This is a genomic window from Mesorhizobium sp. WSM4829 (assembly GCF_055811475.1).
On sequence record NZ_JBVVQJ010000003.1, the window covers coordinates 162,280 to 185,820 of the forward strand.

Sequence of the window (23,541 nt, forward strand, 5' to 3'; positions counted from 1 at the left end):
GGTCGCCGCGTCGCCCTCTCGCGGGGGCGTGGATCGAAACAACGCCTATGAACCTAGCGCCGTGTTCGTCTCGAGTCGCCCCGGGGCGTGGATCGAAACTATAGCGCGTTCTTTGCTGCGCTCCGCGCGCTGGCGTCGCCCCTCTCGCGGGGGCGTGGATCGAAACGTTGAGACGCGGTCATCGCTGCTGATGACGGGCAGTCGCCCTCTTGCGGGGCGTGGATCGAAACTCGTCAACACTGGCTTGTTTGCAGATGATGAGCGTCGCCCCTCTCGCGGGGGCGTGGATCGAAACGCCGCCATCGGCTGGCTGAGCGACATGCACATGTGTCGCCTCTCTCGCGGGGGCGTGGATCGAAACTTTCGCCGACGGTCTGCACCCCAACGTCAATGGCAGTCGCCCCTCTCGCGGGGGCGTGGATCGAAACAGGTACTTCTGCACATCTGAATAAGTCAGCACTTGTCGCCCCTCTCGCGGGGGCGTGGATCGAAACTTCGCCGCGTCAACCGTCGCCCAGGCGGGAACGAGTCGCCCCTCTCGCGGGGGCGTGGATCGAAACATCTTCGATCTGATCCGCGATGAAATTCGAGATGGTCGCCCCTCTCGCGGGGGCGTGGATCGAACCCCCCAGGGGCCCCCCTTCCTCGCGGCCTCAAGCTGTCGCCCCTGGATCGAAACACCGAGACATAGACGGCGTTCATAAGGATTTCCGCGTCGCCCCTCTCGCGGGGGCGTGGATCGAAACTCATCCATCAGGCTGACGCCACGCGCGTAAAGGGTCGCCCCCGCGGGCGTGGATCGAAACGATCTAGGGCTTGCAATCCATGTCGTCGAGCATGTCGTCGCCCCGGGGGCGTGGATCGAAACAGGATATCAGCGGCCGCATCTGCGGTTTCGCGTCGTCGCCCCTCTCGCGGGGGCGTGGATCGAAACATGAACGGGTAGACGAAACTGGCGATGCCCCTGCAGTCGCCCCTCTCGCGGGGGCGTGGATCGAAACCAGGTCTACGAAAGGCGGCTCCTCAAGGGTGGCGTCGCCCCTCTCGCGGGTGGATCGAAACTTGGAGAGGGCGACATTCCGCTCCGCCATGTGGGGGTCGCCCCTCTCGCGGGGGCGTGGATCGAAACGTCTCCTTCAAGGACAATGTGCGCACACTGACTGGTCGCCCCTCTCGCGGGGGCGTGGATCGAAACCACGGCCCAGATGCGTTGCCGATCCTCGTCAAAGGGTCGCCCCTCTCGCGGGAGCGTGGATCGAAACATCTACAACCGCTCAAAGGTGGTCACGAAGACAGTGTCGCCCCTCTCGCGGGGCGTGGATCGAAACGCGTTGACCTGGTGGAAGCCGGTATTCATGTTGGGTCGCCCCTCTCGCCGGGGGCGTGGATCGAAACAAGCACGTAACGAGAATGATCCGGAAGCCGTCGCGTCGCCCCTCTCGCGGTTCTCTCGCGGGGCGCGTGGATCGAAACCATGTGCGGAGATCTTCCAAGATCCGGCGTGCCGGTCGCCCGCGGGGGACGTGGATCGAAACGTCACCAGCGTGCCATAGCCGCCCTCACCTCAGAGCACGGGCCGTTCCCTCTCCAAAGCTTTTTGCAGAACCTTCAGGACACTATCTTCGGGTCCGCAGTGCCTGATGCCCAGCACGACCGCACCTCGTCGGCTCGCCGCATCGCCGACTGGATTTCACCGGCGTCGGCCCATTGCCGAATCCAATCAGACAGTTCGGCATGATCACCGAATTAACCATATTCGAAGAAGGCGAATGGCGGTTGGGTCTGTCACCGATCCGTCTCGCGTAACATGTTACTGTTGGAATTGGGGCATCCGCAGCACGTCCAGGCGCAAAGGCAAGGAAGAGACAGGATGCCGACCTTAAGCAATGGCAGTGAACTCATCGTATGGAACGAACCAGAGAATCCCAATCCGACCCCTGACTCGGTCCTTTTCAGCATTACGGAAACAGACGGCGACGTAATCGGACCGATAGGCGCAAAGCCGGATTTCCCTTACGGTGGGATCGAACTGGCTTCGGTCGATGTCTTCGATGGCTTCTTCACCATCACCAGCTTCACCCACGAGGGCAGGACCGAAACCTGGACGACAGTGGAAACGCAGGTCTTCGACAACGAAGGCAATTTTCTCCGCACCGTCTCCGACCAGGCGGCCTTCCAGTCGGTCCGGATCGTCTCGATCAGCGCTGACAGCCCCGACGACCTCACGGTGACATGGATCGGGGCGAACGAATATTTCGGCGGCGAAAACACCAAATACGGTCAGCACCAGATCATCTTGAAAGGGGGCGTGCTTCAGTCCGACACCTTCGTTAATCACGCGCCCACCGTTGCCGACCTGGACTTGTCGATTTCGCAGGCGCAATCTCTCGACGACGTCAAGTTCAGCGCGACAGATGCCGACTACGATCTCTTGAACTTTATCGTCTTGGACGGGCCGGACAGCGGCACCCTGGAGCAGGAGACGAGTTTCGACGGTAACTACTACCCGTTTCACCAGGGTCATTATGGCACTACCCTGCACTATCATGCGGATTTTCTGAGCGGAAACCTGTTCGATTACACACCGGAGGCAGGGTTCATCGGCACCGACAGCTTTACGGTTTACGCTACGGACGGCCAGGGCAACAGCAATGTGGCGACGATTACGATCACAGTCACTCCGCCGGCCGAATCCATTACCCTGACCGACGCCAAAAACATTGCGAACTACGCAAGCCATGATCATGCCGTGCTCGTCGCCGCGCTGGGCGGGGGCGACCGCATCAGCGGCACCCCGTTCAACGATACGCTCGACGGCGGTGCCGGCCACGACCAGCTGTTCGGCGGCGCGGGCGCGGACGACATCATTGGAGGCGCGGGCACCGATTGGCTGAAGGGCGGCGCTGGCAATGACGAGATCAGCGGTGGTGAGGGCGCAGACGGCGTCCGCGGTGACACTGGCGACGACGTCCTCGACGGCGGCGCCGGCTCCGACGACATGCGAGGTGGTGCTGGCGACGACATCCTCAATGGCGGCGCCGGCCGCGACCGGCTGGCCGGCGAGGGGGGCAGGGATGTCTTCGTGTTCGACGCAGTTGGGCCGGCGAACTACGACAGGATAGAAGACTTCAATGCGCTCGACGATGTGTTCTGGCTGGACAGCTCCGCATTCGTCGGGCTGTCGGCCGGCTCGCTTTCCGCTGCGGTTTTCGTCCTCGGCAAGCACGCCATCGATGACAACGATCACATCATTTACGACAAGGAGACCGGCGATCTGCTGTTCGATGTGGACGGGGCAGGAGGAGCGGCGACTGTCAAGTTTGCCGCCCTGGACCCGAGCACATTCCTCACAGTGGACGACTTCTTCGTGTTATAGGCGCGCATGGTGGGGCGCAGCTACATAGACCGGGCGTGATCGCGCCCATACGCAGGATTTCCTCCCCGATTGCGCAGTAAGGGGCGTCAGGGCTCATCCGAGCCCTTCATGACCCGACTGGGTGGTGTCTGCAACGGTGAGGCATGATTTCGACGGACGCGGCTATCTTTTCATCCGCATTGACACGCGGCAATCCATCGTCGTGAGCCAGCCGATGCTATTGTGCTAGTTTCGCCGCACTGCGGGTGGCTATATCATCCAAGACAGCATGAAGAAGCGTTCCGACTTCCTGTTCGGCCAGCCCGGGTGCAATTCCTGATTCGGATAATTGAACGAGAATTGCCTTGGCGGTGTTGCGCCAGAAGGCGTTCGCGTCCTCCCCGTTCTTGGACTCCAGGACCAGGGCGATCCCTTCGACCAATTTCCGCCGCCGATGCAGCGGAAATGCGCTTATGTTTGAATTGCACATCGATCACCTCACCTCTTCAGTCGCGCGAATAAGCATTGGCGGGTTAGAAAATTTGGTTAACAGCGCTCTTTTTGACGGTGGTCAGCCATGGAACAAAGCGTCCGCTGGGGCTCGATGGTCGGTGCCGCGAATAGCGGCTGGACGCAGCGGCATGGCGAGTTCGAGTCCCTGTTGAAGTATTACGGCCTAGGCCTGACGGCGCAGGAGTCCGGCATGAGTGCCACCATGCGGCTCAGCTGGCGGCCGATCGACGCCTGAGGCTTACTGGATCGGCGTCTCGCCGCGAAACAGCGGCTGGTGCACCCGCATCAAGGCGGCAATCCGGTCGGCGACTTTTCGGACCGGTGGCGCGTGACGTTCCTCGTGATGGGTGACGATCCATTGGTCGGTTTCGAGTTCGGGGATAGGCTGAGCGACGCGAACCAGCCGCGGATCGCTGTCACCGACGAAGCACGGAAAGATCGAAAGGCCGGCGCCGGCGGCCACCAGCTCGCGCACCGAATGGGTGTTGTTGCCGCGCACGGCGATGCGGTCGCCGTGATGGGCTCGAAGCCAGCGCGCCGAGGCAATGTTTGCCGCTTCGCCGGTGACGCCGACGAACAACCCGGCGGCGATGCCGTTGATCAGGTGGCGTCCGGAATAAATGGCGTAGGCGACCTTGCCGCTCTGACGGCCGGCCAGCCACTGCTCGGTCGGGCGCTCGCTGCGGATGCCGATGTCGGCGGCACGGCGGCCGATGTCGACGCGGTCGGTGGTGGTGACGAGCTCCACCCTTATGCCGTCATCGACCGTCCAGATCTCGCCGATATGGGCGGAAACGAAGGCTGAGGTCCATGGCCCGGCCGAGACGCGGACAATGCGGTCGGGCAGGTTCCCCTCGCGCCAGCGGGTCAGCGACTGCATTGCTGCCTCGACGTCTTCGGCGCGCCGCAGCAGTTCTTCACCGACCGGGGTCAGCCGGTAGCCTGTCTGCTGGCGCACGAACAGCGGTTCGCCGATCTGCTTTTCGAGCGCGGTGACGCGACGTCCAAGGGTGGCTGCGCTGAGGCGCGTGGTTCCCGTCGCTGCGCTCAAGCCACCCAGCCGCGCAACGTCAAGAAACAGCCTCAGATCGTCCCAGTCGATATCCATTTTGCAGAAATGAAAAACTCCTTGCGACCTTGGCTGTAGCGCGAAGCGGGCATCACAAGCAAGCATTGCAGGCATTGAAGGCGTTGGACAATCCTGCCTGGAGCGACAGTGACAAGCGCCTCGGCTGGCCAAGAAGCCAGCGCAATCCTTTCGATCGCGCATGCGCTTCGCGCAGATGCTTTGCGCATTCGACCAACCCAGGCGTGGGCTTTCTGCGCGCCAAAGGAGACGATCATGTTGTATAGACTTCGACACCGTTTCGCCCGCTGGCTTGCCTATCGCCAGACGCTTGCGAGCTTGAGGCAGGCCCCAGACAGCACACTGGCGGATGCTGGCATTTCTCGCGAAGAGATCCGCGAGCATGCCCGCCACGCCAGCCTGCGTCGTTGAGATAATGGAGACGGGCATGCAGATGATGGAGCTTTGGGATGCCGGCTCGGTACCGCGCATCGGGATCGGCACCTGGGCGGCAGGTGGCGCCACGCGCTGGCGTGACACCGCGACATCTATGGCGAGGTCGACGACATCAGGTCGCAAGCCGCGCTGGTGATTGCCTATAACATCGGCGCGCGGGTGTTCCGACACGGCTATTTTGGCCCACGAGAAAGCCAATGAAATCAACGCTCCCGGCACACCCTCCGGCCCGACCAAATCCATCGCTTAAATACTTGATTTTATTGTATATTTTATCTCAAGCCCACGCATTGGGCTCGAATCCCTCTGAGGCATCGCCGAGATAAATGCGTCAGATGTTTTCCGGCGTGACTATTTCAAAAGGTATAGACCGCTGAAGGGTCGCGACCGGTGCTTGCGGTCCAATCACGTCAATCATCGTCTGCACAAGGAGGACCGAGGTCGCCTCGAGTGGATGACAAAGCGCTGCGGTGATCATTCCCTCGGACAAGCCTTTTCGCGTCTCGGGGCCAATGTCACGGCAAACCAGCTTGATTCCCGCCCGCCTTTCGGCAGGGACCTCTCGCAGCGCACGGAGCACCCCGGTTATTCCACCACCGACGATCAGAATTCCCACAAGGTCATTAGTCGTCTTCAGGAGCTCGGCTACCATACGATAAGCTTCACTCGATTCCTCACGAGTAGGGCGACTTTCTTCCACTGCGAGCCGCGGAGCGTGTTCGCGCAAATACGAACGGAAGCTGGCGTCTGAGACGTCTTGGCATTGATACCGGTGATTGCCTATGAAAACCGCAATGCGCCCTGGACCTTGGGTGGTTTGCGCAACCAAGAATGCCGCTGTGCGTCCCAGCTTCCAGTTGTCCGTGCCCACGTACGCTGCCCGTTCCGGCGCGGATTGGTCAGTAATATAAGCAACAACGGGCTTCCCCATTTCCTTCAGTGAACGGATGGCCTGACCTATGATTGGGTGATCTGCGGCAACCACCGCGACTGCGTCGCAAGAGTCGCCAAGCGCGATGAGGCGGCTAGAGATAGTCTCCGGCGTCAGTAGATCGACAAACTCGACGACAGCCTCGACCACCTCGTCGCGACGAGCGCGACAGGCTGCGACGATTTTCTTTCCGAACAGTTGGTAGAGCTCGCGGGTCGATTGCTGCAGCAGGAAACCAAATCGGTGATGGGGCGATAGTTTCTTGGCCCGGTCGTCGATCGCCCCGATCCCATAGAACCCGATTTCTTCGGCTGCGCTTTGCACTCGTTGCACGGTTTTTGGGCGAACGGAGACAGTGCCGCTGAGGATTCTGTTCACAGTCGCCACTGATACGCCAGCGGCTTGAGCGAGGTCGCGAATCGTCGGTCGCATCATGGAACCGTCCCTCTTCTGTATCATCATGAGTGAGACATTATGATACAAATGCGACCTCAATACTATTTTTGTGTTCCGACGATATCAAGCCTCCGATATGAATCGCCTCCGTTGAGGCCAATCGGGTGAAGGCAGACCGGAATTGGTCGGCCAGGAGGCGCTGCTCAGATGGATGACCTTCAGTATGGAACGCGCGACAAACGCGGAAACTGGGTCCCGCACCGCCGAGCCGAGCCGGTGCCGATCTGGCATCGGCCGTTCAACGCCAAGAAGGTACTGGCCTGGATTCCTGAGCTTCTTTGGCCCTGGAATGCGTTCCACATGGCCACGGCAATCATATGGGTCAACTTGCTCATTCCGAGCTGGGACAGCCTGGCAACCTTTTCGCTGCTCAACTACCTTTGGCTGTACGGCCTGAACGCAGCGGGCATTTTTCTCTTCTACGGGTTCTTTGAGCTGCGCTATTATATCCAGCGCAAGCAAGAGAACCGCTTCAAGTACAATCCAAAATTCCCGTCTGACGCGCCGTCCGACGTCTTCTGGTTTCAGAGCCAGAATATCGACAATTTCACCCGCTCGTTTTTCATCACCATACCGCTGTGGACCGTGGTCGAAATCGTGATGCTGTGGGTCTACGCCAATAGCTGGGCGGTCTGGCTGCCCTGGACGACCAATTGGCTTTACCTATCTTTCCTCGTCATCATCGCGCCGGCCGTGCATGAGATCTATTTCTTCTTCCTGCACCGCGCCATCCATTGGCCGCCGCTCTACAAATGGGTGCACTCGGTTCACCACAACTCGATCAACCCCAGTCCGTGGTCGTCGCTGTCCATGCATCCGGTGGAAGGGTTCCTCTACCATGCCGAAGCCTGGCTGCACCTGCTGATCCCATCCAACCCGGTCTGCGCGTACTTCACGCTGCATGGGGCCGGCTTCGGAGCGGTGAATGGCCATCTTGGGTTTGAGACCTTCGAACTCACCGACAAGATCAAGCTCGATGGCCATTCCTACGTCCACTACCTGCACCACAAGTATTTCGAGGTGAACTACGGCGGTGACGGTCTGGTCCCTCTCGATAAGCTTTTCGGCACTTGGCACGACGGTAGCAAGGAGGCCGACGAGGCTATGAAGGCGCGCTTTCGCAAGAAGAAAGAAAGGCTCCGCGCCAAGCAGGAAGCCCCCGACGGCAGGGCCTCTGACATGCCGGCAGAGTAATCAACAGCCGCTGTTTCGCTTGTGTGCCCGGAGGAGGGGGAGCGGATCAGCCATGTTTTTCAAACCCGCGGGGCGGGTCAACCTGGGAGGAAGACCATGAAACTCTTCAAGACGCTGGTGTCGGCAACGGTGCTTACCGCATTCAGCACCGGCATGACGCTTGCCGCCGACATCTTCGTTATCGGCGGCAAGCCGGACGATCCATTCTGGTCAATCGTCAAGCGTGGTGCCGAAGACGCCGGTAAGGTGGTCGAAGCCCAAGGCGGTAAGGTCACCTGGCTCGGGCCGCAGAACTACGACAATCTGGGTGTGGACGCGGCCGAACTGATCCGCCAGGCCATCGACCAGAAGGCCGACGCCATTGTCGGTCCGGACTGGGTCCCAGAGGCCATGGACCCGGCCTTCAAAGCCGTCGTCGATGCAGGCATTCCATTGGTCATTTACAATGCGGGCGGTTTGCAGGCGGCCGATCGCCTCGGCGCTATGAACTATGTCGGCTCGGACGATTACAAAGGTGGCGTGGCCGGCGGCGAGTATCTCGCGAAGGCCGGCAACAAGAAAGGCGTCTGCATCAACACACTGCCGGGTGCGGCCAATATCGAGGCCTACTGTGGTGGCTTCAAGGAAGGGATGAAGAATGGCGGCGGCGAGGCCGATGTGTTGCCGTTGCCAGCCACCTCTTTCGGCTCGGCAACAGCAGTAGCGCAGGCGGTGAAGGCCTATCTGCTGCAGCATCAAGACGTAACCGCTGTATTCACCATCGGCAATGTCGACGCCAACTCGGCCATGAACGGCCTTACCCAGGCCGGCAAGGCCGGGCAGGTTCAGCTGTGCGGCATCAACTTTGACGAAACCATCCTGAACAACATCAGAGATGGAAAGCAGGCATGCGCGATCGACCAGCAGGGCTACTGGCAAGGCTACCTCGCCGTCTCGATCTTGAATGGCAAGATAAACTACGGGCTGACTGTGCCGACGCGCGAGATACTCACCGGTCCTGGTATCATCGACAAGAACACTGTCGAGCTGACCATTGCCGGCGTGAAGGCCGGCGCGCGCTAGGTGTCCTTACGACCGCCCGCCTTGTGAGGCGGGCGGCCAGTTCATTGTACTTCCATAGCGACCGCAATTTTGGCGCTCAATAACTCGCGGATTACCCATGATGACGGCACATCCCGTGACATCCACCCCAACGCCGATGGCAAACCGCGGCGGTTCTGGACTGGCCCTAGGTCGTCTGGCGCGGCGGCCCGAGACGGGCTCGTTCCTGGGCATGGTCGCAGTCTTTCTGTTCTTCGCCATATTCGGAGGCAGTGGCTTTTTGTCAGCAGCCGGTACGGCCAGTTGGCTGAGCATCGCCTCCGAGATCGGCATCATCGCTCTGCCGATAGGGCTGCTGATGATCGCTGGTGAGCTGGACATCTCGGTCGGCGCCGTGATTCCCGCGGCCTCCCTAACGGCTGCGATCATATCCGGCTACTATGGCCTGCCTGATTGGCTCGGCATCACGGCCGCGCTTGGGCTCGGTCTCGCCATCGGCTTGATCAACGGCGTGTTCGTCACGCGAACCACGATCCCGTCGCTGATAATCACAATAGGAACGATGTTCGGCACAATGGGCCTGACGCTGGGTCTTACGGTGATGATCGCCGGCAGCACCGGTGTCTCGCTGGTACCCGACGAACTCACGAAGATGCTTCTCGGCCAATATCTCGGGGGCATGTTCCAAGTGACGATTCTCTGGTGGCTCGTCTACATCGCCGCCCTTCTCTGGCTCCTCCACATTTCGCCCGTGGGCAACTGGATCTATGCACTCGGGGGCGACAAGGAGAGCGCGCGCAACGCGGGCATCCCCACCAAACGGCTTACCATCGGTCTATTCATGCTTTCGGGGTTTTCCGCCGCGTTCATCGGAGTCAGCCAGGTGATGGTTTACCAGAGCTCTCAGGTTCTGGCTGGGCAGTCCTTCATCTTCAATTCGATCATGTGCGTGGTCATCGGGGGCGTTCTGCTTACCGGCGGATTTGGCTCGGTCGTAGGTATCGTGTTCGGCACGATCACGTTCTCTATCGTAAACCAGGGCATCTACTTCACGAGTATCGATCCCAACATGGGAAGCGTCATCATCGGCGCGCTTCTCCTGATCGCCGTACTCACCAACGACACCTTTCGGCAGCTGGCGCTCAGCTACTCATCGAAGAAGGCTTGAGGGACCGCCATGACTGAGGCAATCAAATCCTTGTTGCGCCGCCCGGAAGCCGGCTCGATCCTCAGCCTGATCGGGGTGGTGCTGTTCTTCGTATTTTTCGGTGGCGTGGACCTGGGCACACTCCTTGGCGCGGCGAGCTGGGTGAATTTCGCCGCAAATCTCGGCATTGTCGCCATTCCGGTCGGTCTGCTGATGATCTCGGGTGAACTCGACATCTCCATCGGCGCATTGATCCCCGCGGGCTCTATGACCACCGCCATCCTTAGCGGCTACTATGACCTGCCCATCGCGGTGGGCATGGCCGGCGCCCTGGCGGTCGGTGTGGCGGTCGGCCTCGTTAATGGTTTGCTGACGATCCGCACCTCGGTGCCTTCGTTGATCATTACGCTCGCCACCCTGGTTGCGATGCAGGGCTTGGTGCTCAGTGGGTCCGTGTTGTTAACTGGCAACGCCAGCGTTGCCGTCACTGCTCCCGAATGGGCCAAATTCCTGTTCGGACAGCTTATCGGTGGAAGCCACCAGGTCATCATCGTCTGGTGGGCAGTGTTCGCTGTCATCATTGGCTTCGTGCTGCACAAGACCCGCTATGGCAACTGGCTGTTTGCAATGGGCGGCGATCGCGTCAGCGCCCGCAATGCAGGCATACCGACAAACCGCATGACCATCGCACTGTTCGTGCTGTCCGCCGTTAGCGCCACATTCGTTGGCATGTGCCAGGCGATCCTGTTCAACTCGGCCCAGGTTTCCGGCGGAATGAACTTCATCTTCAACGCGATCGTGTCCGTGGTGGTCGGCGGCGTGCTGCTCACGGGAGGGTTCGGCTCGGTCATCGGCATCTTCGTCGGTACCATCACGTTCGCCATTGTCAGCCAGGGCATCTACTTCACCCAGATCGACCGGAACTGGTCGAACCTGATCATCGGCGTGATGCTTTTGACGGCGGTTCTGATGAATCAGGCATTCCGGGAACTGGCTCTGTCTTATTGGCGAGGTTCAAAACAAAGCGTGCCGAGGGCACCCATACAGCACTGAGCGATGCGGCTGCAGTTGCGATCAGCGACTGCTTGGAAGAACGAAAGATGCGACAATTATGAGCGAAAAGCCTGCCATTCTCGAACTGAAAAATGTCAACAAGTCTTTCGGCCCGATCGACGTGTTGCATAACATCTCGCTGCAAATTCGCCGGGGTGAGGTCTTGTGTCTCCTCGGCGACAACGGCGCCGGGAAGTCCACTCTCATCAAGGTGTTGGCAGGCGTCCACAAGCCGACCAGCGGCGAGATCCTGATGGACGGAAAGGCGGTCAGCTTCGACCGTCCGAGCGCTGCGCAGGAGCGGGGCATTGCCACCGTGCACCAGTTCGGCGGAACGTTCCCCTTAATGAGCGTTGGCCGCTCCTTCTTCGTTGGGTTGGAGCCGACAAAGGGTTGGGGTCCGTTCAAGATCTACGACCGCAAGCGCGCCAACGAGATCGCGGTGAAAGCGGTGCGGGATTTCGGCATCACGCGTATCGACGACGGCGACCGGCTGGTCGGTGGCCTGTCAGGCGGCGAACGCCAGTCTTTGGCCATTGCCCGCGCCGTGCATTTCGGCGCTCGTGTTCTGATCCTCGATGAGCCGACGGCAGCGCTCGGCGTCAAGCAGGCAGCTCACGTGCTGCGCATCGTCAATGAAGCCAAGCGGCGCGGTCTCGCGGTCGTCTTCATCACCCACCAGGTGATGCACGCGATGGCGGTGGGAGACCATTTCGCCGTCCTCATTCGCGGCGCGATCGCCGCCGATTTCCGGAAGCGCGAGAAGACCCGCGAGGAGATCACCGACCTGATGGCCGGCGGTGAAACCATGGCTGACCTCGAGGCGGAAATCGAGCATGAATTGCATGCATGATCGCAATGACAATGCGCCGTCTTTCGAGCTGGATCGGCGGGCGGCTCGATCGTTTTCCTCGGGAAACCTCTGCCGTCGACCGGCCCTGATGACCCTTGGCGCCACTAGCCACTTCACGTCGAACAAAGCAGAAGAAATATGACAATACGGATTGCGGTGATCGGTGCCGGTGTGATGGGCGCCGACCACGCCAGGATAGTGGCGGAAGACCTTCCCGGAGCAAGCCTTCAGCTGGTGTGCGACATGGATGAGGCGCGTGCCCGCACTGTGGCCGACACCTTTGGTGCGCTCGACATCTCCACCGATCCAGAAGGCGTTGTTGCGCGGAAGGACGTGGACGCAATCATCGTGGCGAGCCCTGACGCCACGCATGCGCCGCTGTCGAAGGCCTGCATTGCCGCCGGCAAGCGTGTCTTGTGCGAAAAACCCCTCTCGCAAGCGTCCGCTGACTGTATAGCGGTGATGGAGGCCGAACAGAAGGCGGGCGCGAAATTCGTCCAGCTTGGCTTCATGCGGCGTTACGATCGCTCCTACCAGGAGATGAAACGGGCGCTAGCAGACGGCCGCCTTGGCCGGCCCCTGATGATGCACAATTTTCACCGCAATGTCGAAACGCCGGCTGCAGATTTCACCGGCGCTATGGCTATCACCAATTCGGCTCCACACGAGTTCGATGTCGTGCGCTATGTGCTCTCGACGGAATATGCGTCGATCTCGGCCTTCCAGCCGAAACGCTCAGATGCCCGAGTCGCGCCTGTCTTCATGGTGCTGGAGACGGTCGATGGCCAGCTCGTCAACATCGAGATCAACAACAATGCCGCCTATGGTTACGATGTCCGCGCCGAGCTGATCGGCGAGCGGGGGACCGTTGCGATGAACAACGTCGCCTACACTCGCATCGATTCTGCGCTTGCACAGAGCACGAGCTACGACGCCGACTGGCGGACCCGCTATGCCGATGCCTACCGTCGGCAGAACCGCGACTTCCTACGCTTCGCCATGACTGGTGAGTTCCCGGCAACCGCTGCGAATTGCTGGGACGGTTATTGCGCCGCCGTCGTTGCCGAGGCGGGCGTGAAGGCGTTGCACGAGGGCCGCCGCGTACCCGTCCAAATGATCGCAAAGCCGGAGTTTTACGCGTGAAGCTGGGTTTCGTTTCAGACAGCCTCGGCAACCTGCCCTTCGAAACGATGCTGGATCATGCGAAGCGCATGGGTGTCTCCGGCGTCGAGGTAAACACCTGTGGCTGGTCCACTGCGCCACATTTTCGGCTTTCGTCCATGCTGGGCGACAGGGAGGCCCAAAACCGCTTCACCGGAGCGTTCGAGGAGCGTGGGCTTGAGATCATCAGCCTCAACGCAAACGGCAATCCGCTGCATCCGACCGATCCTTCACAGGGTGAGGGGCTGAGAGACACAATCCGTGTCGCTGGCGAGCTTGGCATCCGTACCGTCTGCACCATGAGCGGGCTCCCGGCCGGCAACGCCGCCGACACCATGCCCAACTGGGTCGTCTCGTCGTGGCCTCCGGAAACGCAGGCGATCCTGAAATACCAGTGGGAAGAGAAGTTGATCCCCTTCTGGACCGAGATCGTGGCGCTGGCAGAAGCGAACGGCGTCGAGCGCATTGCGCTGGAGCTCCACGGCAACCAGTGCGTCTACAACGTGCCTTCGCTTCTGAAGTTGCGACAGGCGGTCGGACCGGTCGTGGGGGCGAATCTGGACCCTTCGCATCTGTTCTGGATGGGTGCCGACCCGCTGGCGGCGGCCCAATCGTTGGGCGAGGCGGTTTATCACGTTCATGCCAAGGACACGATGCTCAACGCACCAGTGCAGGCGACGACTTCTCTGCTCGAGAATGGCAGCCTGATGGCTATTCCGGCCCGGTCATGGAGCTACATCACGCTTGGCTTCGGCCATGGCGAGGAGTGGTGGCGGCAATTCTGCTATCGCCTCAAGATGGCCGGCTATGACGGCTGGCTTTCCATCGAGCATGAGGACGTGCTCCTGAACTCCCTGGAGGGACTCGAAAAGTCCGTGGCGCTACTGCAGGGGGTCATGCCGTCCGCCCCCGCCGACTACAAACCGCAAGCCATCTGAAGGGAGGTTCCATGCCTTGGATCGACGCCTGTGCCGCCGACGACATCGAAGCCGAGGAAGCCAAGCGCTTCGATCATGGCGGTCGCACCTTTGCGATCTTTCGAAATGATGCGGACGAATATTTCTGCACCGACGGGCTTTGCACGCACGAGAGTATTCACCTCGCCGACGGTCTCGTAATGGGGAATACAGTGGAGTGTCCTAAACACGCATCCGTCTTCGACTTCACGACTGGGGACGTAGAGACCCCGCCAGCTTGCGAGAATCTCAAGACGTACAAGACGAAGGTCGAAAATGGCCGCATCATGATCGAGACCTGAGCCATATGGACCAGCCGTTCCAGCTTGCAGCCTGCGCCGAGATGCTCTGGCGCGACCGCCCGATTACTTGGCGCGCCGAAATGAATTGGCCATTCATCGCCAAAGCGCCGTTTGACATACAAGACTGCCTGATCCCCCGCGGAGGCTGATTATGGGCATGTATCACAACCGTCCTCATGTCGAGGACATCCGCAAGATGAAGAAGAGCGGACAGAAAATCTCCATGCTCTTCGTCAGCACCCCGGATGAGGCGGCTGCCGCAGCCGCCGCCGGCATCCATATGCTCTCCATCGAAGGTCGATATTTCGATCCGGAAATGCGCCAGGCAGCCGGCGATTGTTTCGTACAAGTCGGTTTGCCATATGGCAGCTATGGGAGTTTCGCGGGCCGCCCGCTCGCAACAGCGGAGGACTATCTGCGTGCAGCGTTCCACTTTGCCGGCATAGGCGGCGACGCGTTTTATTGTGCGGCGTCATACGACATCCAGAAGACGTTATGCGACAACTACATTCCTGTCGTTGGCCATATCGGCCTGGTGCCGTCTTATATCACCTGGACGGGTTGGCGCGCAGTCGGCAAGACTGCCGACGAAGCGGTGCGCATTTGGCGACACACCCAAAATCTGGAGCAAATAGGAGTCTTCGGCGCGGAGCTGGAAGTCGTCCCAGATCGCGTCGCGAAATTCCTCACCGAAAACTCCTCGCTTGTCATGCTAGGCATGGGCGCTGGCAAATATGCCGATGCGCAGTACCTCTTCACAGAAGATGTCTGCGGTTACGGCAAGAACCATAAACCGCGACACGGAAAAGTTTATCGAAACCTTGGCCCTGAGCTGGAGAAGATTCAGGACGAGCGCGTCGCTGCCTTTAAGGATTACAAGGCAGACGTCGATTCAGGCAGATATCCCGGTAACGAGCACACGGTTTCGATTGCGGATGCCGAATTCGATGTCTTCATGAAGATAGTCAAAGGTTGAGAACTATGTCTGTGGGCTCATCTTATCCCTCACGGACATGCGGTCGACAGCGCGTGCCAGTCGACAACCGACGAGCGCCATCGCTTGACGAGCTCAAAGCGCTGATTGCCAAAAGGGAACTGACACTTCCGGCGAAGTCGGAGGCTGTCGCCCGGGTGATATTTGCGGAGCCGGATTACGTGGCTTTCGAAAATGCCGCCGCAATCGCGCGCCGCTGCCATGTATCACCCGCGACCGTGTCCCGACTTGCATCGCGTCTCGGGTTCGGGTCGTTTGAGGAAATGCAGAGAAGCTTTCGAAATCATATTCTGCATCGATTCAAACTTCAGGAAGAACACGTGAAGGCGAACTGCTGAGAAGGACCATGGCATAACACGGGCAACATGTGGCGCTTGCCTGCTGCGGAACCATACGGAATGACACGGGAAGGTTCCTCGATATGTGCCAACGAAAAGGACAATGAAATCAATAATTTGAACAGGTTCCTCCGGGCCCACCAAAGCATACGGTTAAATATTTGATTCTATTCTATTTTTTCCTGCTTGCCCACAACGTGGACTCGAACCCCCTGTATCCGCCGAACAGAACAGCACCTAATATCTGACAGTCCACCCAATGATGGATGGGGCAGTTCCCCTCTCTCTTCCGTTTCTGCGGTAAGGCGGCCGATGGGTGTCTTGAGGCGCCGTTTGCCGATGGCGCTTGCCAGAGCCGCGACGGGTCCGCGCCACCGCATCGCATGCGCTGCTACAGATTTGCTGCGCGGCGAAAACTAGCGAACCGCGAAGCTGAACTGTGCGCAGTACGAAGGCGACAACTCTCTGCTGGTCAAAAGCCTTCAAAGACGCCATCATGCAATAAAAATTGCGAGGATGTGCATCGTGGAACAGAAGGTCGAAGCTCCCAAGGACTATGAGGATCTCATCCGCGTGATTCACGATCGGTACGGCGAGATGAGCAAGTCGTACCAGAAGATAGCGTTGTATCTCACCCAGAATCCGAATGACGTCGCGGTGCGATCGGTGAATGCGATCGGAGAGACCAGCGGCGTTCATGCATCGAGCTTCGTCCGCTTTGCCCAGGCACTGGGCTATGACGGTTTCAAGGAACTGCAAAGCCTGTTCCAGAAACGATTGTCGACTGCCGCGCCCGGTTTCGAAGCTCGCGTCAAGGCGCTGGAGACGGAACTGGGTGCGCGCACGGATCGCAGCGAGTTGGGATTCATGCACGACTTGGTCGTTCGCGACATTGCATCCCTAAAAGAAATGCTCACTGCTATCCAGCCTAAGGATTTGGCTGAAGCTGTGAGTCTGCTCGAGAAGGCCGACGTTATCTATCTGATCGGACAATTGCGCTCGGCGCCGGTGGTCGAACTCCTTCGTTATATACTGACCATGCTGGGCAAGCGTTGTGTGCTTCTGGACCCGGGCGGCGGGCTCGCCACGCATATGGCCCGCGCAATGCGAAAGGAGGATGTGCTGTTTGCGGTGTCGTTTCGCTTCTATGCAAATGAGGTCGTCAATGTCGTGGAAGAAGCGGCGGGAAGAGGAGTACCCATCGTGGCGATCTCGGACAGCACGCTGTCTCCCTTGGCCAAGAGCGCGCGCGTTCTCTTCGCCGTACCGGAGCACGAATACACTTTCTCGCGCTCGTTGGCGGCGCCCATGTGTCTTGCCCAGGCCTTAACTGTGGCCTTGGCGGCCAGACTTCAGAACAACACGATCAATCCCCGCATTCCAACGGTTACCGAGCGTTAGGGACTGCAAACCGCGCACGCTGGCGATCCGCCGGCCGTCGATTCTCAATCAGTGTCGGAAGGCGAGAGCACCATCGCCTTTTCAGGCACGGCCATGGGGCCGGATGCGGCACCGAGGACTGTCTGGTCGTAATCCACCACCGCACCTGTCATGAGCCCGGCATCGTCCGAAACAAGGAAGTTTACCGCCTGCGCGACTTCGCGGGGGTCGATCAGGCGTCCGAAGGGCAGGTTCGCAACGGCTTTCGCTTCCCAATTGGGATCGCCCGTCTCACTCGCCTGTAGCTCCCGCTCGTGATCAGACGCCATCCAGCCGACATCCAACTGGTTGACCCGGATGCGATTCTTCATGACGGAAAACGCTGTGTTGCGGGTCAGCGTTGCCAGCGCCGCCTTGGTGGCACAGTAGACGTTGATGAAGGGCTGGCCGGCATGTTCCGAGATCGAGCCGATGTTGCAGATCGCACCCTCAATGCCAGCGCGGATCATGTGCCTGATGGCCTCCTGCATGAGGAAATAAGGTCCGCGCACATTGACGGCGAACAGGGCGTCGAAGAGTTCGGGCGAAGTATCGAGGATGGTGCCACGGTCCGTGCGGGCACCTGCGTTCACCAGCACATGCATCTTGCCGTAAACGCGCTCGGCCTCCGCCATCACGCGTCGGCAATCCTCGACTTTGCCGAGATCGGCCTCGACGAAGTGGACGGGCACGCCGGTGTCGCGCGTGATCGCCTCGGCCACGGCACGGCCTTTGGCCTCATTGCGGCCGAGCGTCACGACGCCTGCAGCGCCGGCTTCCGCAAGCCGGCGCGCAATGGCCGCTCCCAACCCCTGCGTCGAACCGGTGACAACGCAGACCTTTCCATCCATGCGATTCATGCTTTAGCTCTCCACTGTGTAGCCCGCCGCGGCCATCACGCGCAGCAATTCCTTGTGCCCAATCTTCGCCATTTCGAGCGGCGGACTTTTGATGGGATCCTGCTCGGCTTCAACGACGAACCAGCCTTCGTAGCCGTGGCTTGCCAGGCGCTCGACGATCGCCTCGAAGTTCAGCGAGCCGTCACCAGGTACGGTGAAGGCTCCCTTGACCACCGAGTCGAGGAAACTTTCCCGGTTGCGGTCGAGCCCGTCCACGACCGCCTGGCGGATGTCCTTGGTGTGTACATGCGAGATGCGGGCGTGGTGCTTGTCGATCACCCGCAGCACGTCGCCGCCAGCAAAGGCCATGTGGCCGGCATCGTAGAGCAGCGGCAGTGCCGCGCCAGAATGCTTCATCAGCAGATCGACGTCCTGTTCGCTTTCGATCGGCGCGGCCATGTGGTGGTGGTAGGAAAGCGGCATGCCCTGATCCGCGCACCATTCGCCGAAAGTGGTGAGCTTGCGGCCGTAAGCCTTGATCTGATCCTCGTCGAGACGCGGGCGCATGGCCAGCGGCGTTTCGCGGTCGCCCTGGATGGTCCGACCCGTCTCGCCATAGGCAATGCAGGGCGCATTGGTCGCCTTGAACAGCTGCATCTGCGCGGCGATGCGGTCCTTCTCTTCATCGATGTCGCCGACCAGCAAGCGACCGGAGAACCAGCCGCCGCAGACGCTCATGCCATGCTGCCTCAGGATGGGCTCAAGCACCGCCGCGTCCATCGGGAAGCGGCGGCCAGTCTCCATGCCGGTGAAGCCAGCCTCACGGGCCTGCCGCAGGCACTCCTCCAGCGAAACGTCGTCGCTCAATTCGGGGAGATCATCGTTCCACCAGGCGATCGGCGCGATGCCAAGCTTGGCTCTCATTTTCTTCTCCTATCATCATTCCAGCCGCTTCCGCCGACTGTTGGCGCCACGAAAAAAATACTGCCGGAACAATGCTCAGGGAGTGTCGCATCGTTCCGGCAGAGGACGCCCCGAGGGGCGCCCGACAAACTCAGACACCTATGCGCTGCCGTTTGCGGCCTTCGGCTTGCACGGAATGGGCCTCGCGAACCTCGGCCCGATCGCTGACTTGCGGCACGCCGACGTCCCACCACGCATCACCGGGCGTCCAGGTGAAGGCGTCGGAGACGATGGTGACGACGGTGGTGCGGTCGGTGGTCTTCGCCCATTCGATCGCCTGGCCGAGATCGGCAAGGCTTTCGACACGCCGCGTGAGCGCCCCCATGGCTTCCGCGTGCTTGGCGAAGTCGACCGCAAAGGGCTCCTTCACCCGGCAGTCCTTGATGAGGTTGTTGAAAGAGGCGCCGCCTTTGGCATTTTGCAACCGGTTGATCACCGCATAGCCGCCATTGTCGCACACCACGAGGATCATCTTGTGGCCGGCGAGCACCGTGGAATAGATGTCGGAGTTCATCATCATGTACGTGCCGTCGCCGATCATGACGATCGGCGTGCGGGAGGGGTCGGCCATGGCGGCCCCCCAGCCGGCAGAGATTTCATAACCCATGCAGGAGAAGCCGAACTCGCAGTCGAAGGTGTTCGGCTCCTTCACCCGCCAGTTCTTCATCACTTCGCCGGGCAGTCCGCCGGCCGCGGTAATCAGCAGGTCACGCTCGCCCGCCTTGGCGTTCACCACGCCCACCACTTGCGCATAGGTCGGCACCGGCTCGTTGGTCGGCTTCTGGAAGCCGTCGAGCATCGTGTTCCATTTGGCGAATTCCATCTTGCCCTTGTCGGTCCAGGTTTTTTCCGCCTTCCAGTCGCCGAGAGCGGCTTCGAGTTCGCTCACCGTCTCCAGCGCATCGCCGACAACGGCAAGCGCCCGGTGCTTGGTGGCGTCCCAGCGCGCGGCGTTGATGGAGACGAATTTCGCGTCGGCGGAGAAGGCGCTCCAGGATCCGGTGGTGAAATCCATGAGCCGTGTGCCGACGGCGATGATCACGTCGGCTTCCGCGGCAAGTGCGTTGGCCGAGGTTGAGCCGACGATGCCGATCGGTCCGACATGCGCGGGGTGGTCGTGGGTGACCGCGCCCTTGCCTGCGATCGTCTCAGCCAGCGGTATCCCATGCTTCTCGGCGAAATCGCCGAGCGCCTTTTCGGCACCGGAGTAACGTACGCCGCCACCCGAAATGATCAGCGGCCGCTTGGCGCCTTTGAGGAGGCGTGTGGCGTCGGCGAGCTGGTTTCGATCGGGCCGAGGCCGAGGGATCGCATGTACGGTCGGCTCGAAGAAGGCTTCGGGATAATCCCAGGCGATCTCCTGCACATCCTGCGGCAGCGCGATGAAGGCGGGGCCGCAATCGGCCGGATCAAGCAGCACCGCGACCGCCTGCGGCAGCGACGAGATGATCTGCTCGGGGTGGACGATGCGGTCCCAGTACCGCGTGACCGCCTTGAAGGCATCATTGACGTTGATGGTCGGGTCGCCGAAATGCTCGACCTGCTGCATGACCGGATCGGGGCGGCGATTGACGAAGGTGTCGCCAGAAAGCAGCAGCACCGGCAGCCGGTTCGAATGAGCGACACCCGCTGCCGTCACCATGTTCAATGCCCCCGGACCGATCGAGGTGGCCGCCACCATGACCTGGCGCCGGCGCTTCGCCTTCGCAAAGCCGATCGCGGCGAGCGCCATCGACTGCTCGTTCTGGCCGCGCCAGGTCGGCAGCACGTCCTTCACCGCTTCCAGCGCTTCGGAAAGGCAGGTCACGTTGCCGTGCCCGAAGATGGCGAAGACCCCAGGAAACAGCGGAACTTTCTCGCCGTCAACGACCGTGAACTGGTTGCACAGGTAGCGCACGAGCGCCTGTGCCATGGTCAGACGGACAGTGGCCCTGGTCATCTTTGTCTCCTCCCTAACGACGGTCTTTCCAACTCTATACGGAATGCCTATTGACAAATCAATATGTTTGCAACGATCATTGCAAAAATTCAAACCGGGAGGATTTCTTGCTCAGGATTGCTGTGCTCGGCTGTGGTCGGATCGGCAGGATGCATGCGGCAAACATCGCCGCGCATCCTCGTGCGGAACTGGCCACCGTCTATGACATCGACGAATCGTCCGCGGAGGCTGTCGCGGCGCGGCACGGCGTTCGCGCTTCGGCGTCCGCCGACGAGGTATTTGCCTCTGCGGATGTAGATGCGGTCCTTGTCGCGACGGTGACTGACACGCATGCCGACTACATCGAAAAGGCGGTTGCCGCTGGCAAACCCGTGCTCTGCGAGAAGCCGATCGATCTCAGCCTGGAAAGGGTGAACCGTTGTGCCGAAGCAATTTTGTCCAGGGGCGTGCCGGTCCAGATCGGCTTCAACCGGCGTTTCGATCCCGGTCACCGCGCGGCATGGAACGCCGCACGATCCGGCGAGATCGGCGAAGTGCACCAGGTCATCATCACCTCGCGTGATCCCGGCATGCCGCCACGCTCCTACTACGAGGTCGCGGGCGGGCTTTTTCGCGACATGACGATCCACGATTTCGATCTTGCCCGCTTCATGCTGGGAGAGGAGCCTGACGAGGTGTTTGCGATCGGCGGCCGGCTGATCGACCCGACGATGATGAAGGAACTGAACGACTACGACAGCGTCATGGTCGTCATGCGCACCGCCAGCGGGAAGCAGTGCCATATCAACAATTCCCGAACCTCGACCTATGGGTACGACCAGCGCGTCGAGTTGCTGGGCAGCACCGGCATGGTGATCAGCGGCAACAGGAAGCCTCATGAGTTGCGCCGCTACTCGGTCGCGCAAACCGAAGCCGCCACGCCGTTTTTGAATTTTTTCATTGAGCGCTACCGCGAAGCGTTCGATGCCGAGATCGATGCCTTCGTCACTTGCATCGAAAAGGGCGAGCCGCCGGAAGTTGGCTTCGAGGACGGGCGCCGCGCCCTGGTCCTGGCCGAGGCAGCGATGAAGTCGGCGGTCGAGGGCCGCTTCGTGAAGGTCAGCGAGATCGGTTGAGCCATGTACACGAACTACGGACTGTTCATCGACGGCAAGTGGCGCAAGGCGTCTGATGGTGGAACAGCACCCGTCATGAGTCCGGCGACGGAAAAGCCGCTGGGCGAGGTTCCCATCGCCACGCGCGCCGACACGGCAGAAGCGCTTAACAGCGCCGCCCGTGGGTTTTCCGCCTGGAAATCCAAGGGTGGTTTTGAGCGCGCGTCCGCCCTGCATGCCATCGCGGACGAGATGATCCGCCGCAAGGACGAGGCCGCACGGATGATCTCCAGCGAGACCGGCAAGCCTATTGCCCAGTCCGAGCGCGAATGGGGGCTCGCGGTCGACCAGTTCCGCTGGTACGCCGAGGAGGCCCGCCGGATCTATGGGCGCGTCATTGAATCGCGCGTACCCGGCGGTCGGTTCGAAGTTCTGCACGAGCCTGTCGGGATCGCCGCCGCCTTCACCGCCTGGAACTTTCCGGCAGCACTGATTGCCCGCAAAGTGGCGCCGGCACTGGCGGCCGGTTGCTCGACGATCGTCCGGCCGTCAAGTCAGACGCCGGGGACGGCGATGCTGATGGTCGACTGCATCCGCGCCGGCAATCTTCCTGCCGGCACCGTCAGTCTGGTCGTTGGACCCACGAGCACGACCTATGCGCCGATCATGGCTTCGCCGGCGGTGCGCAAGGTGTCCCTCACCGGCTCGACGCGTGTCGGCCAGCAGATGATCCGCGATGCCGCCGACACCGTGAAGAAGGTGTCAATGGAGCTTGGCGGCAACGCGCCGCTAATCGTCTTCGACGACGCCGACCTAGACGCCGCGCTCAGCGTTTCCGTCCCGACCAAATACGCCAATGCCGGGCAGGTCTGCGTCACCCCGGACCGTTTCTTCGTCCACGAAAGCCTGCACGACGCTTTCGTGGAGGGCTTCGTTCAACGAGCCCAGGCGTTGAAACTGGGCGACGGGCTCGACCCCTCCGTGCAGATGGGGCCGCTGATCAATGCCGGCCGGCTGTCCGAGGTCGAAGACATCGTGTCGGACGCAGTGAAGGCAGGCGCTAAGTTGGTCGCGGGCGGGCATCGCGCCGCAGCGTTCAATGCCGGCCATTTTCACGAACCCACGGTCCTGACCGATGTTGCCGACGACATGCGGGTCTTTGCCGAGGAGAATTTCGGCCCGATCGCGGCGATCACCCGGTTTTCGTCGGACAATGAGGTTCTGGAGCGCGCGAACGCGTCACCGATGGGGCTTTCCGCCTACGCCTTCACGTCAAGCCCGAAACGCGCGCGCCGCACGGTGGCGGAGTTGAAGGCGGGCATGGTCGGCATAAACAGCTTCGCTCTCGCCGCATCGGAAGCCCCGTTCGGCGGCACGAATTATTCTGGAATGGGTCGCGAAGGCGGCAGCGAGGGGATCGGCGACTACCTCGACACCAAGCTTGCGCAGATCGTGTTCTGAGGAGGCCGCC

22 protein-coding genes, 1 pseudogene and 1 CRISPR repeat array are annotated in these 23,541 nt (G+C 60.8%); of the genes and pseudogenes, 17 read left to right on the forward strand and 6 right to left on the reverse strand.

The annotated features are described in order from the left end of the window. The first annotated feature begins 263 nt into the window (after window positions 1-263). Window positions 264-627: direct repeats of the CRISPR family, unit length 32 nt; unit sequence GTCGCCCCTCTCGCGGGGGCGTGGATCGAAAC. A 1,243-nt stretch (window positions 628-1,870) separates the two neighbouring features. Then, window positions 1,871-3,376, forward strand: a complete 1,506-nt coding sequence (locus tag AC0L17_RS04585; protein ID WP_473514935.1) for a calcium-binding protein — start codon at window positions 1,871-1,873, stop codon at window positions 3,374-3,376. A 217-nt stretch (window positions 3,377-3,593) separates the two neighbouring features. On the opposite strand, the gene AC0L17_RS04590 is transcribed toward AC0L17_RS04585, so the two are convergent. Beyond that, window positions 3,594-3,845: a DUF6074 family protein gene (locus tag AC0L17_RS04590; protein WP_473514936.1), complete on the reverse strand. Its 252-nt coding sequence runs from the start codon at window positions 3,843-3,845 to the stop codon at window positions 3,594-3,596. 87 nt (window positions 3,846-3,932) lie between these two features. Here AC0L17_RS04590 and AC0L17_RS04595 point away from each other — a divergent pair, with 87 nt between their 5' ends. Continuing rightward, on the forward strand, window positions 3,933-4,103 hold the full coding sequence (locus AC0L17_RS04595; protein WP_473514937.1) for a hypothetical protein: 171 nt from the start codon (window positions 3,933-3,935) through the stop codon (window positions 4,101-4,103). Between the two features lie 3 nt (window positions 4,104-4,106). Here AC0L17_RS04595 and AC0L17_RS04600 read toward each other — a convergent pair whose 3' ends face one another. Further along, complete coding sequence (locus tag AC0L17_RS04600; RefSeq protein ID WP_473514938.1) at window positions 4,107-4,976, reverse strand: LysR family transcriptional regulator; 870 nt, start codon at window positions 4,974-4,976, stop codon at window positions 4,107-4,109. Window positions 4,977-5,210: 234 nt separating this feature from the next. Between AC0L17_RS04600 and AC0L17_RS04605 the strand changes: the two genes are divergently transcribed. Beyond that, window positions 5,211-5,366, forward strand: a complete 156-nt coding sequence (locus AC0L17_RS04605) for a YjiS-like domain-containing protein (RefSeq protein WP_128173374.1) — start codon at window positions 5,211-5,213, stop codon at window positions 5,364-5,366. Between the two features lie 16 nt (window positions 5,367-5,382). Next, the gene (locus AC0L17_RS04610) at window positions 5,383-5,526 is read left to right on the forward strand and encodes a hypothetical protein (RefSeq protein ID WP_473514939.1); all 144 of its coding nucleotides are present in this window, start codon (window positions 5,383-5,385) and stop codon (window positions 5,524-5,526) included. Between the two features lie 195 nt (window positions 5,527-5,721). Here AC0L17_RS04610 and AC0L17_RS04615 read toward each other — a convergent pair whose 3' ends face one another. Further along, a complete protein-coding gene (locus tag AC0L17_RS04615; protein WP_473514940.1) occupies window positions 5,722-6,756 on the reverse strand; it encodes a LacI family DNA-binding transcriptional regulator in 1,035 nt (344 codons plus the stop codon). A gap of 168 nt (window positions 6,757-6,924) precedes the next feature. Here AC0L17_RS04615 and AC0L17_RS04620 point away from each other — a divergent pair, with 168 nt between their 5' ends. The 11 genes and pseudogenes from AC0L17_RS04620 to AC0L17_RS04670 all read left to right on the forward strand — a co-directional run bounded on the left by AC0L17_RS04620 (window position 6,925) and on the right by AC0L17_RS04670 (window position 17,217). After that, window positions 6,925-7,971, forward strand: coding sequence for a sterol desaturase family protein (locus tag AC0L17_RS04620; RefSeq protein WP_473514941.1), 1,047 nt, complete (start codon window positions 6,925-6,927; stop codon window positions 7,969-7,971). Window positions 7,972-8,124: 153 nt separating this feature from the next. Continuing rightward, window positions 8,125-9,033: a sugar ABC transporter substrate-binding protein gene (locus AC0L17_RS04625; protein ID WP_091597831.1), complete on the forward strand. Its 909-nt coding sequence runs from the start codon at window positions 8,125-8,127 to the stop codon at window positions 9,031-9,033. Between the two features lie 136 nt (window positions 9,034-9,169). Continuing rightward, complete coding sequence (locus AC0L17_RS04630) at window positions 9,170-10,180, forward strand: ABC transporter permease (RefSeq protein WP_473515028.1); 1,011 nt, start codon at window positions 9,170-9,172, stop codon at window positions 10,178-10,180. 9 nt (window positions 10,181-10,189) lie between these two features. Then, entirely contained in the window at window positions 10,190-11,212 is a 1,023-nt protein-coding gene (locus AC0L17_RS04635; RefSeq protein WP_473514942.1) for an ABC transporter permease, read from the forward strand. A gap of 58 nt (window positions 11,213-11,270) precedes the next feature. Further along, window positions 11,271-12,065 (forward strand): ATP-binding cassette domain-containing protein, encoded by a 795-nt coding sequence (locus AC0L17_RS04640; protein WP_473514943.1) that lies wholly within the window; start codon window positions 11,271-11,273, stop codon window positions 12,063-12,065. A gap of 138 nt (window positions 12,066-12,203) precedes the next feature. Then, window positions 12,204-13,208 carry a Gfo/Idh/MocA family oxidoreductase gene (locus tag AC0L17_RS04645; RefSeq protein WP_473514944.1) on the forward strand — a complete coding sequence of 335 codons (1,005 nt, stop codon included), beginning with the start codon at window positions 12,204-12,206 and terminating at the stop codon, window positions 13,206-13,208. Beyond that, window positions 13,205-14,164, forward strand: a complete 960-nt coding sequence (locus tag AC0L17_RS04650) for a sugar phosphate isomerase/epimerase family protein (RefSeq protein ID WP_473514945.1) — start codon at window positions 13,205-13,207, stop codon at window positions 14,162-14,164. The genes AC0L17_RS04645 and AC0L17_RS04650 overlap by 4 nt, the downstream gene beginning before the upstream one ends. A gap of 11 nt (window positions 14,165-14,175) precedes the next feature. Next, a complete protein-coding gene (locus AC0L17_RS04655) occupies window positions 14,176-14,484 on the forward strand; it encodes a MocE family 2Fe-2S type ferredoxin (protein WP_473514946.1) in 309 nt (102 codons plus the stop codon). Window positions 14,485-14,489: 5 nt separating this feature from the next. Continuing rightward, window positions 14,490-14,576 (forward strand): annotated as a pseudogene (locus AC0L17_RS04660) (hydroxypyruvate isomerase); the annotation flags it as partial. A 59-nt stretch (window positions 14,577-14,635) separates the two neighbouring features. Further along, window positions 14,636-15,460, forward strand: coding sequence for a 3-methyl-2-oxobutanoate hydroxymethyltransferase (locus tag AC0L17_RS04665; protein ID WP_473514947.1), 825 nt, complete (start codon window positions 14,636-14,638; stop codon window positions 15,458-15,460). Between the two features lie 881 nt (window positions 15,461-16,341). Further along, window positions 16,342-17,217 carry a MurR/RpiR family transcriptional regulator gene (locus AC0L17_RS04670; protein ID WP_473514948.1) on the forward strand — a complete coding sequence of 292 codons (876 nt, stop codon included), beginning with the start codon at window positions 16,342-16,344 and terminating at the stop codon, window positions 17,215-17,217. A 44-nt stretch (window positions 17,218-17,261) separates the two neighbouring features. Here the strand turns inward: AC0L17_RS04670 and AC0L17_RS04675 are convergent, their stop codons facing one another. The 3 genes from AC0L17_RS04675 to iolD form a co-directional block, all read right to left on the reverse strand. After that, window positions 17,262-18,095: an SDR family oxidoreductase gene (locus AC0L17_RS04675; RefSeq protein ID WP_473514949.1), complete on the reverse strand. Its 834-nt coding sequence runs from the start codon at window positions 18,093-18,095 to the stop codon at window positions 17,262-17,264. Between the two features lie 3 nt (window positions 18,096-18,098). Next, window positions 18,099-18,998, reverse strand: coding sequence for a myo-inosose-2 dehydratase (gene iolE / locus AC0L17_RS04680; RefSeq protein ID WP_473514950.1), 900 nt, complete (start codon window positions 18,996-18,998; stop codon window positions 18,099-18,101). Window positions 18,999-19,128: 130 nt separating this feature from the next. Next, entirely contained in the window at window positions 19,129-20,976 is a 1,848-nt protein-coding gene (iolD, locus tag AC0L17_RS04685; RefSeq protein WP_473514951.1) for a 3D-(3,5/4)-trihydroxycyclohexane-1,2-dione acylhydrolase (decyclizing), read from the reverse strand. A gap of 107 nt (window positions 20,977-21,083) precedes the next feature. Between iolD and iolG the strand changes: the two genes are divergently transcribed. Together iolG and AC0L17_RS04695 are read left to right on the forward strand one after the other, a co-directional pair. Continuing rightward, a complete protein-coding gene (gene iolG / locus AC0L17_RS04690; protein ID WP_473514952.1) occupies window positions 21,084-22,091 on the forward strand; it encodes an inositol 2-dehydrogenase in 1,008 nt (335 codons plus the stop codon). Between the two features lie 3 nt (window positions 22,092-22,094). Further along, entirely contained in the window at window positions 22,095-23,531 is a 1,437-nt protein-coding gene (locus tag AC0L17_RS04695) for an NAD-dependent succinate-semialdehyde dehydrogenase (protein ID WP_091597779.1), read from the forward strand. Window positions 23,532-23,541: the final 10 nt, after the last annotated feature.

What these genes read in the sequence shown, in the direction of transcription:
- AC0L17_RS04585 (WP_473514935.1), top strand. Translation starts at nt 1,871, where the DNA reads ATGCCGACCTTAAGCAATGGCAGTGAACTCATCGTATGGAACGAACCA.
- AC0L17_RS04590 (WP_473514936.1), bottom strand. Translation starts at nt 3,845, where the DNA reads ATGTGCAATTCAAACATAAGCGCATTTCCGCTGCATCGGCGGCGGAAA.
- AC0L17_RS04595 (WP_473514937.1), top strand. Translation starts at nt 3,933, where the DNA reads ATGGAACAAAGCGTCCGCTGGGGCTCGATGGTCGGTGCCGCGAATAGC.
- AC0L17_RS04600 (WP_473514938.1), bottom strand. Translation starts at nt 4,976, where the DNA reads ATGGATATCGACTGGGACGATCTGAGGCTGTTTCTTGACGTTGCGCGG.
- AC0L17_RS04605 (WP_128173374.1), top strand. Translation starts at nt 5,211, where the DNA reads ATGTTGTATAGACTTCGACACCGTTTCGCCCGCTGGCTTGCCTATCGC.
- AC0L17_RS04610 (WP_473514939.1), top strand. Translation starts at nt 5,383, where the DNA reads ATGCAGATGATGGAGCTTTGGGATGCCGGCTCGGTACCGCGCATCGGG.
- AC0L17_RS04615 (WP_473514940.1), bottom strand. Translation starts at nt 6,756, where the DNA reads ATGATGCGACCGACGATTCGCGACCTCGCTCAAGCCGCTGGCGTATCA.
- AC0L17_RS04620 (WP_473514941.1), top strand. Translation starts at nt 6,925, where the DNA reads ATGGATGACCTTCAGTATGGAACGCGCGACAAACGCGGAAACTGGGTC.
- AC0L17_RS04625 (WP_091597831.1), top strand. Translation starts at nt 8,125, where the DNA reads ATGACGCTTGCCGCCGACATCTTCGTTATCGGCGGCAAGCCGGACGAT.
- AC0L17_RS04630 (WP_473515028.1), top strand. Translation starts at nt 9,170, where the DNA reads ATGGCAAACCGCGGCGGTTCTGGACTGGCCCTAGGTCGTCTGGCGCGG.
- AC0L17_RS04635 (WP_473514942.1), top strand. Translation starts at nt 10,190, where the DNA reads ATGACTGAGGCAATCAAATCCTTGTTGCGCCGCCCGGAAGCCGGCTCG.
- AC0L17_RS04640 (WP_473514943.1), top strand. Translation starts at nt 11,271, where the DNA reads ATGAGCGAAAAGCCTGCCATTCTCGAACTGAAAAATGTCAACAAGTCT.
- AC0L17_RS04645 (WP_473514944.1), top strand. Translation starts at nt 12,204, where the DNA reads ATGACAATACGGATTGCGGTGATCGGTGCCGGTGTGATGGGCGCCGAC.
- AC0L17_RS04655 (WP_473514946.1), top strand. Translation starts at nt 14,176, where the DNA reads ATGCCTTGGATCGACGCCTGTGCCGCCGACGACATCGAAGCCGAGGAA.
- AC0L17_RS04665 (WP_473514947.1), top strand. Translation starts at nt 14,636, where the DNA reads ATGGGCATGTATCACAACCGTCCTCATGTCGAGGACATCCGCAAGATG.
- AC0L17_RS04675 (WP_473514949.1), bottom strand. Translation starts at nt 18,095, where the DNA reads ATGAATCGCATGGATGGAAAGGTCTGCGTTGTCACCGGTTCGACGCAG.
- iolE (WP_473514950.1), bottom strand. Translation starts at nt 18,998, where the DNA reads ATGAGAGCCAAGCTTGGCATCGCGCCGATCGCCTGGTGGAACGATGAT.
- iolD (WP_473514951.1), bottom strand. Translation starts at nt 20,976, where the DNA reads ATGACCAGGGCCACTGTCCGTCTGACCATGGCACAGGCGCTCGTGCGC.
- AC0L17_RS04695 (WP_091597779.1), top strand. Translation starts at nt 22,095, where the DNA reads ATGTACACGAACTACGGACTGTTCATCGACGGCAAGTGGCGCAAGGCG.